The 4908-nt window shown below is 43.2% G+C and carries 3 protein-coding genes; all 3 read left to right on the top strand.

The window, feature by feature from the left end; translation table 11 throughout:
- Nucleotides 1–151 precede the first annotated feature (151 nt).
- The gene (locus tag F8R90_RS24820; RefSeq protein ID WP_196512891.1) at nt 152–1792 is read left to right on the top strand and encodes an AAA-like domain-containing protein; all 1641 of its coding nucleotides are present in this window, start codon (nt 152–154) and stop codon (nt 1790–1792) included.
- 65 nt (nt 1793–1857) lie between these two features.
- Entirely contained in the window at nt 1858–2469 is a 612-nt protein-coding gene (locus F8R90_RS24815; RefSeq protein ID WP_196512890.1) for a type I restriction endonuclease, read from the top strand.
- 89 nt (nt 2470–2558) lie between these two features.
- Nucleotides 2559–4908: AAA-like domain-containing protein (locus F8R90_RS24810; protein WP_196512889.1), on the top strand; the 2350-nt coding region annotated here is incomplete at its 3' end.

Raw genomic sequence — 4908 nt, 5'->3', positions numbered from 1 at the left:
CGAGTATCAAAGACTCATCGGCGAGTATCAAAGACTCATTCACGAGTATCAAAGGCTCATTCACGGTAATGCGTTATCAGTAATTGTCTACTTACCTGCTGTAGTAAACTACATCTAAGCCAGAAGCCTGCATTCAATAGTTGATAGCGCTGTGAAAAAAATCCTGATTGTGTCAGCTAATCCCACGACGACAGATAAACTTCGCTTGGACGAGGAAGTTAGGGAAATTCAGGAAGGGTTGCAACGCTCTCGCAGCCGAGATAAGTTTGAACTTATTACTAAATGGGCGGTACGTCCTGACGATTTGCGGCGTGCGCTTTTAGATCATAATCCTCATATCATCCATTTTTCTGGACATGGTGGAGGAAATCAAGGTTTAGCCTTGGAAAATAATACAGGGCAAATGCAGCTGGTGAGTACGGAGTCACTGGCAAGGCTATTTAAATTATTTAAAGACAAAATTGAGTGTGTATTATTAAATGCCTGCTATAGCCAGGTGCAAGCTGAGGCAATTTATCAAAATATTAACTGCGTAGTTGGGATGAATCGGGCAATTGGCGATCGCGCCGCGATTAAATTTGCGGTAGGCTTTTATGATGCACTGGGCGCTGATAGGTCTTATGAGGATGCTTACGAGTTTGGCTGTAGCGCTATTGATTTAGAAAGTATTCCAGAGTCTTCCACCCCAGTACTGAAAAGTCGGAACAATCCCCAAGGTACTATCTCTGCTAACGAAACGATTCCAGATACCGAGATAAAAGCAGCAGTCTCCTTAGAAAATCCAGAAGGGCAGGTATCTCTAAACTCTGCGTTCTATGTGGAGCGATCGCCTATTGAGGTAGACTGTTATGAAGCAATTCTTCAACCAGGGGCCTTAATTCGCATCAAAGCTCCCCGGCAAATGGGCAAAACTTCCCTCATGTCGCGGGTTCTGCATCATGCTAGTCAACATGGCTATCAGACAGCACCTGTAAATTTTCAGTCAGCCGATGCAGAATTTCTCGCTAATTTAGATCAATTTTTGCAGTGGTTCTGTGCCAGCATTACTTACGAACTGAATCTACCAGAGAAGCTAGACGATTATTGGAAGGGTGTTTTAGGTAGCAAGAATAAATGTACAAATTACTTTCAACGGTATTTATTACCCGCGATTAATAGCCCCGTAGCTATAGGTTTGGATGAAGTCGATGAAGTCTTTAAGCATCCGATAATTGCTGCTGATTTTTTTGGATTGCTACGAGCTTGGCATGAACGGTCAAAGAATGAGACAGTTTGGAAAAATCTCCGGTTGGTAATTGTGCATTCTAAGGAAGTTTATATTCCGCTCAATATTAATCAGTCACCTTTTAATGTGGGTTTACCTATTGAGTTGCCAGACTTAAATCAAACACAAGTACAAGACTTAGTACAGCGTCACGGACTCAATTGGCCTGAATCACAAATTGAAGAATTAATGACACTCGTCGGTGGTCATCCTTATTTAGTGCGGGTAGCGCTTTATGAAATTGCTCGTGGTCGGATGACGCTGGAAAATCTGCAAAAAATTGCGGCAACCGAGGAAGGACCTTACAGTGACCATTTACGCCGCCATTGGCTGAATTTGCAAGAGGATGCAGAATTGCTAGCTGCCCTCAAACAAGTGATGACAGCAAATCGCGCCGTAGATGTAGGCACAACTGAAGCGTTTAAACTCCGCAGTATGGGGTTGGTTAAGTTTCAAGGCAATGAAGTGGTGCCACTGTGTAAATTGTACCGTCAATATTTTTGCGATCGCTTGGGGTTGAAAAATTAAAAAAGTACATTAGGAGTGCAATAGGACTTTTATCTGCAATTACCATTTAACAAAAAGGTTTAACAATGGTTCAAGTTATTCAAGGAAAAGATATCACCCTAGCCCAACTCACCGATGAATTTGGGCTACAACGTGCAGACAACGAACAGTTTTTTTCAGAGTGGCAGCAAGATTTACCTGAGTTGAGTGATTTAGAAAAGCAATCTCTCAACCAAGTCAAGGCAGAATATTTGCATTTATCCCGCTACCAAATTTTAGAACCTGTAGTCAGAATGGTGGTGCTATCTCCGATATTGCGTCTAGCAGGTTTTTATCAACCGCCTTTTTACATTGCGTCGGAAGAAGAGGTAAGAATTTCTTCTGAAGATGAAGGCACAATTATTAGAGGACGTATTGATATTTTGGTGTTTCATCCTCCATTTTGGGTTCTTGTTATTGAGGCGAAACGAGCAGAATATTCTTTGGAGGTAGCAATTTCTCAAGCATTAGCTTATATGTTGGATAATTCTGGTAATGATAAACCTAAATTTGGTTTTGTAACCAATGGTAGAGAATTTCAATTTATTAAGTTGACGAACCAGGGTACACCAAAATATGAATTATCTTACACACTGTCGCTCAATCGTGGGGATGATCTAGATACTGTGGTAAAAGTGTTAAAACGCCTAGCTTATTGAGTCCGTAATTCGTAGTCTCTGTGCTAACATACCCTACCAAATTTGTATTTCATAATTTTTAATTTTTAATTTTTAATTTTTAATTATTTATGGCCCAGTACCAATATCAAGTCGGTGGGAGTCTGCCTCAAAATGCACCAACTTATGTTAGACGGCAAGCTGATGATGACCTCTATGAAGGCTTGAAGGCTGGGGATTTTTGTTATGTACTCAATTCCCGGCAGATGGGGAAATCTAGCTTGCGGGTGCAGGTAATGCAGCAGTTGCAAACTGAGGGATTTGCTTGTGCTGTTGTTGATATTACAGCTATTGGGACGGCAGATATTACGCCAGAACAGTGGTATGCCGGGGTGATTGATACTCTGGTGGGAAGTTTTAATATTTATACAACTTTTGATTTAGATACTTGGTGGACTGATAACGGGTTGCTTTCACCAGTACAGCGCTTGAGCAAGTTTATTGAAACGGTTTTACTTCAAACAATTACTGAAAAGATTGTTATTTTTATTGATGAAATTGACAGCATTCTAAGTCTTTCATTCAACTTGGATGACTTTTTTGCAGTTATCCGCGATTGCTACAACCGACGAGCAGACCATCCTGAATATAATCGCCTCACCTTTGCTTTGATTGGCGTATCTACGCCTTCAGATTTGATTCAAGACAAACGCCGGACACCTTTTAATATTGGACAGGCAATTGATTTAACTGGCTTTCAACTCCCAGAGGCGCAACCCTTGGCGCGGGGTTTGGCAGAACTGGGTGATTCTCAAGAGTTCATGCAGGTGGTGCTGGAGTGGACGGGAGGACAGCCGTTTTTGACGCAAAAAGTTTGTAAGTTGCTGGTGCAGGGGGGACTGGAGACTAGGAATTGGGGACTAGGGGATGGGGACTGGGTGGAAGAGTTGGTACGCGAGGGGATTATTGAGAATTGGGAGACGCAAGATGAGCCGGAGCATTTGAAGACGATTCGAGACAGAATTTTGCAGAGTGGGGAACAGAGGACTGGGCGATTGTTGGGGTTGTATCAGCAGATTTTCCAGCAGGGAGAGATAGCAACTGATGATAGTCCTGAACAAACGGAACTGCGGCTGACGGGTTTAGTGGTGAAGCGGGACGGGAAGCTGCGAATTTATAACCGAATTTATGCAGAGGTGTTTAAGCAAGAGTGGTGCGAAAAGATTTTAGCAAACTTGCGCCCCTACTCCGATACATTTAATGCCTGGGTTGAGTCGGAACGTCAAGATGAGTCGCGGTTGTTGCGGGGAAAAACTTTGCAAGATGCCCAAGTGTGGGCAGTTGGTAAAAGTTTAAGTGACTTAGACTATCAGTTTTTAGCTGCTAGCCAAGAGTTGGAAAAGCGTGATGTGCAAAAAAGGCTGGAAGCAGAGGAACAGGCAAAGCAAGTTTTAGCAGAGGCGAACCACAAAGCTAATCAACGGATTCGCATTGGTTCTGTGGTGTTAGGACTGACTGTGCTGGGGGCAGTTGCATCATTAATATTAGCTCAATATCAATTGGGACAAGCGCGAACAGCAAAGGCACAAACAGATAAAGCCCAAATAGAATTAGAAAAAGCAAAAACAGAAACCGCAGCAACCAAGCAAGATAACCAACGGATTTCGGCAGACAATAAAAAAATCTCACGCGACAATCAAAGGATATCAAAACAGGCAACACAGGTAAAACGGAATCTTAGTAATGCAACTTCACAACTGAATGCAGCAAATACCAAAGTGAATCAGGCACAGCAAAACTTGAAACTAGCTCAAAACAAAGTGGTAGCAGCTAGCGCCAAGGCTAGTCAAGCTGAAGTACAGGCAAACCAAGCAATTCGACAACGACAAGAGGCACAACAGCAGCGTCAAAAAGCTGTTGCAGATTTAAATCGGGCAAGGCAAGAACAACAGCAGGCTCAAATTGCTCTGAATGCAGCAAATGCAGCCAGAAAAATTGCTTTAACAGCTACACGATTGGAACGAGACGGAACTGCTGCATTGCGGGAGTTTGTACCTTCAAGGGAAATAGAGGGGCTGCTGTTAGCAGTGCAGAGTGCGGAAGAACTAAAAACTTTGGTTAAGGATCAAAAATCTCTAGCAGATTATCCCGCTTATAGTCCTTTGTTTAGTTTACAGAATATTCTGCTAAATATTCGTGAACAAAATCGCCTCGAAGGGCATAGCGATTGGGTCAACAGCGTCGTCTTCAGCCCGGATGGCAAAACTTTAGCTTCCGCCAGTGCTGACAGCACCATCAAATTGTGGAATCGGGAGACGGGCAAAGAAATTACCACCCTGACCGGGCATAGCAGTTCGGTCATCAGCGTCGTCTTCAGCCCGGATGGCAAAACTTTAGCTTCCGCCAGTTGGGACAGTACGATCAAATTGTGGAATCGAGAGGCGGGCAAAGAAATTACCACCCTGACCGGGCATAGCGATT

Source organism: Nostoc sp. NZL, from assembly GCF_015714705.1.
In the GTDB taxonomy this organism is placed as follows: Bacteria; Cyanobacteriota; Cyanobacteriia; order Cyanobacteriales; family Nostocaceae; genus Nostoc; species Nostoc foliaceum_A.
Note: the sequence above shows the minus strand (reverse complement) of the source record. Positions and strands in the feature narration are given on the sequence as shown.